A 3946-nucleotide genomic window follows, 5' to 3' on the forward strand; every position below is an offset into this window, starting at 1 on the left:
GACGGGTGCAGCTCCGGGCCGATCAGGCGGCTGATCACCCGGGTCCACCAGTGCCCGGCGACGATCACGTCGGTGATCCGCAGCCGGTCCGGCGGCCACCCGCCGCGCACCACCACGTCCACCACCCGGCCCAGCCGCCGCCCGTGCAGGTCGTAGGCGGTACGGCCGAGCAGCTCACCCGCTCGCACGGCCGGACCCGGGAATGTGCTCGATCAGGTGCCGGCGCAGCCACGCCTCCACCGGCGACGGCGGCAGGTCCGCCGCCCGGCAGCGCAGCCGCACCGCGCTGTCCACGTGGGCGACCTGCGACAGCGGTACGCGCAACGGCGGCACCGGCGGGTCGTCGGTGAACCGGTCCGCCACCGCCACCAGCAGCCGACCGACCCGCCCGCCGATCCGCTCCCCGAGCGCCCTCTGCCCGGTGAGCAGGCTGTCCACGTACGGGAAGCCCTCGTCGTCGACGGCGAACGCGATGTCGTCGACCCGCCCGACCAGCCGTCCGTCCACGTCGACGATCTGCCGGTCGAGCAGCCGCTTGGCCAGCTGAACCCTCATGGACCCATCCCCGTCATGATCGCCAGTGGGATCGCGGCCACCGACGCCGCGACGATGAGCAGCAGGAACACCGCGCCGAGCAGGTTCGTCCAGCGCCCGTTGACCCGGTCGCCGAGGTACCCCCTGTCGTTCGCGACCACCAGGATCGGCAGGTACGTCAGCGGCAGCACCACAGCGCTCAGCACCAGCATGTACTCGGTCAGCCGCACCGGGTCCACGGTCGTCATCAGCATCACCACGCCGAGCAGCAGACCGACCAGCAGGACGCTGTGGAACCGGGCCGCCTCCCGGGGGCGGACACGCTTGCCCCACTGCCACCCGAAGTACTGCGCCGCCGCGTACGCCGCCGACAGGCCCGTCTCCAGCGCCGCGCCGAACGTCACCGCGAAGAACGCCAGCACGGCGGTGGCCAGGCCGGCGCCACCGAGCGCCGTGGCCACCGGCCGCGCCACCTCGTCGAGCGTACTGAGCGACACCCCGGACGGGTGGTAGGCCACCGTCGCCACGGCGACCAGCGAAAACGCCAGGAACCCACCCACCGGAAAGCCGATCAGCACGTTCGACCGGGCCCGCGCCAGGTCCGCCGCGCTCCAGCGCTCCTCGACGCCGCCGGAGGAGAAGAAGAACACCTCGTACGGGCTCACCGTCGAGGCGAACAGCGCCACCGCCACGAACCAGTACAGCGGCCAGCCGTGCCCGGCCGCGCTGATCTGCCACGCGCCCTGCCCGAGTTCCGGCCAGTCGGTCGGCAGCGCCACCAGCGCGACCGCGAACACCAGCAGCGCCAGCCCGGCGAGGCCGAAGATCCGCTCCATCAGCTCGAAGCGCAGCCGCCACAGCACCAGCCAGACGGCCAGCGCGGCGAGCGGCACCCAGAACAGGTGACTCACCCGGGTGGCCAGTTGCAGCGCCAGCGCCACCCCGCCCAGCTCCGCGGCGAGCGTGACCACAGTGACCAGCCACGACGCGACCAGGTTGAGCAGCGCCACCCGCGGCCCGAGCCGCTCCCGGACCAGGTCGAAGACCGCCCGCCCGCTCACCGCCGCGATCCGGCCGGCCATTTCCGCGTACGCGCAGATGCCGACCACGCCGGCCAGCAGCACCCAGGTGTGGGCCATGCCGAACAGCGCGCCGGCCTGACTGGCCGCCACCAGGTCACCGATGTCGACGAAGCCGCCGACGGCCGACAGCACGCCGAGCGTGGCGGCGAACAGCTTCCTCACGTCGGTTCGGGAGCGGACGATCTCACCGAGGCGACGATATCGGCGTCAGTGCCCGGTTTCGGGCGAATGCGTCAGGAGGCGGTCAGGTTTTGCAGGCGCACCTGGCCGCGGGCCACCAGCCGGCCGTCCGCGTCGGTGATCTCCACGAGCCAGAGCTGCTGGCTGCGGCCCCGGTGCACGGGCGTGCCGACGGCGGTCAGCTCGCCGTCGCGCACCGCGCGCAGGAAGTCGGTCTGGTTCGACACCCCGACCACGTTGCCCTTGTCGCCCAGCCAGAGCGCGCCGCCGATGCTGGCCGCCGTCTCGACCACCGAGCAGTAGACGCCACCGTGCTGGATCCCGTACGGCTGGTGCAGCTCCGGGCGCACCTTCCACCGGATCACCACCCGGTCCCCGCTGACCTCGTCGAACGTCAGGCCCAGCAGGGCCACGAAGCCACCGGTCAGGTTCGGCATGTCCACCGCGGTTCCTCCTCGCGTTCGACGGCGCCGCCAGCCTAGTCGGCCGCACCTCGGCAAACCCGGTACGGCCCGGGTCCGGTAATGGGGGAGAATCGGTGACCGTGACCGACAGCAACCTCCCGCAGGGGCGGGACTCCCTGACCGACGACCTGCTGTGGCGGGGCCTGATCCAGGACTCGACCGGCCTCGACGAGCTGCGCGACCTGCTCGGGGGCGGGCAGGCCACGTTCTATGTGGGCTTCGACCCGACCGCCCCGAGCCTGCACGTCGGCCACCTCATGCAGGTCCTCACCGCGCGCCGGCTCCAGCTCGCCGGGCACCGTCCGCTGCTGCTGGTCGGCGGCGCCACCGGCCAGATCGGTGACCCGAAGGAGAGCGCCGAGCGGACGCTCAACTCGCCCGACGTGGTCGCCGGCTGGGTGGAGCGCATCCGCGAGCAGCTCTCGCCGTTCGTCACGTACACCGGGGAGAACGCGGCGCAACTGGTCAACAACCTGGACTGGACCGGCGAGATGTCGGTGGTGGAGTTCCTCCGCGACGTCGGCAAGCACTTCCCGGTGAACAAGATGCTCGCCCGCGAGGTGGTCAGGGCGCGCCTGGAGACGGGCATCAGCTTCACCGAGTTCAGCTACCAGCTGCTGCAGGCGAACGACTTCTTCGAGCTGCACCGCCGGCACGGCTGCCAGCTCCAGTACGGCGGCTCCGACCAGTGGGGCAACATCACCGCAGGGGTGGACTACGTTCGCCGGCGCGGCGCCGGGCCGGTGCAGGCGTTCACCACCCCGCTGGTGACGAAGTCCGACGGCACCAAGTTCGGCAAGAGCGAGTCCGGCGCGATCTGGCTCGACCCGCAGATGACCAGCCCGTACGCGTTCTACCAGTTCTGGGTCAACGCCGACGACCGGGACGTCAGCCGCCACCTGCGGTACTTCAGCTTCCGCTCCCGTGAGGAGCTGGAGGAGCTGGAGAAGGCGACCGCGGAACGCCCGCAGGCGCGCCTGGCCCAGCGGGCGCTCGCCGAGGAGCTGACCACGCTGGTGCACGGCGAGCGGGAGACGGCCCAGGCGGTCGCGGCGAGCCAGGCGCTGTTCGGGCGGGGCTCGCTCGACGAGCTGGCCCCGGAGACGCTGCGCGCCGCGCTGACCGAGGCCGGCCTGGTGCGTCTCGACGAGCTGCCGGACGTCGCCGGCCTGCTCAAGGAGTCCGGCCTGGTGCCGAGCATGAAGGAGGCCCGCCGGGTGATCGCCGAGGGTGGCGCGTACGTGAACAACACCCGGATCTCCGAGGTGGACGCCACCGTGTCGGCGGACGACCTGCTGCACGGCCGGTACCTCGTGCTGCGCCGGGGCAAGCGCTCGTTCGCCGGTGTCGAGCTGCGCGGATAGTCCGTTGTCGACAATGTGACGCGGGACGCGCCCAGCGGATTTGACGATCACTCCGCTGGGCGCGTAACTTTCTCTCTGCCAGCGCGGAACGGACGAAACAGGGCGAAAGACCTGGAAGGCCGGAGCGCAGGACCTGAGAACCGGGTGGTGCCCCGGATTCGCCGGGAGGCGGATTTGGCGAGGCGGAACCGACCGGGTAAGGTTATCGGCCGGCAGGGAAACGGACGAGCCAGCGGGAAACCGCGGGCGGCCGGCCTGCCGAATTCCTCGGAACGACCGACGGAAGTCGGTTGAATCGGGGTGCCCGGTAAAAGGGTGATGC

General features: G+C 71.6%; 4 protein-coding genes and 1 pseudogene. 1 reads left to right on the forward strand and 4 read right to left on the reverse strand.

What is annotated here, in order from left to right; translation table 11 throughout:
• The 4 genes and pseudogenes from KBX39_RS25425 to KBX39_RS25440 form a co-directional block, all read right to left on the reverse strand.
• Positions 1-188 (reverse strand): annotated as a pseudogene (locus KBX39_RS25425) (PRC-barrel domain containing protein); the annotation flags it as partial.
• Positions 175-555: a hypothetical protein gene (locus tag KBX39_RS25430; RefSeq protein WP_210872882.1), complete on the reverse strand. Its 381-nt coding sequence runs from the start codon at positions 553-555 to the stop codon at positions 175-177. The gene KBX39_RS25430 and the pseudogene KBX39_RS25425, both read right to left, overlap by 14 nt.
• Complete coding sequence (locus KBX39_RS25435; protein WP_210872884.1) at positions 552-1778, reverse strand: NRAMP family divalent metal transporter; 1227 nt, start codon at positions 1776-1778, stop codon at positions 552-554. Before KBX39_RS25435 ends, KBX39_RS25430 begins: the two co-directional genes overlap by 4 nt.
• Before the next feature lie 71 nt (positions 1779-1849).
• Complete coding sequence (locus KBX39_RS25440) at positions 1850-2233, reverse strand: PaaI family thioesterase (protein WP_176722761.1); 384 nt, start codon at positions 2231-2233, stop codon at positions 1850-1852.
• Between the two features lie 107 nt (positions 2234-2340).
• Between KBX39_RS25440 and tyrS the strand changes: the two genes are divergently transcribed.
• Positions 2341-3624, forward strand: a complete 1284-nt coding sequence (gene tyrS, locus KBX39_RS25445; protein ID WP_210872885.1) for a tyrosine--tRNA ligase — start codon at positions 2341-2343, stop codon at positions 3622-3624.
• The last annotated feature ends 322 nt before the right edge of the window (positions 3625-3946 follow it).

Source organism: Micromonospora sp. D75 (assembly GCF_018070405.1).
GTDB lineage: Bacteria > Actinomycetota > Actinomycetes > Mycobacteriales > Micromonosporaceae > Micromonospora > Micromonospora chalcea.

Excerpts from the sequence above, each read along its gene's own strand:
- KBX39_RS25430 (WP_210872882.1), bottom strand. The coding sequence starts at position 555 with ATGAGGGTTCAGCTGGCCAAGCGGCTGCTCGACCGGCAGATCGTCGAC.
- KBX39_RS25440 (WP_176722761.1), bottom strand. The coding sequence starts at position 2,233 with ATGCCGAACCTGACCGGTGGCTTCGTGGCCCTGCTGGGCCTGACGTTC.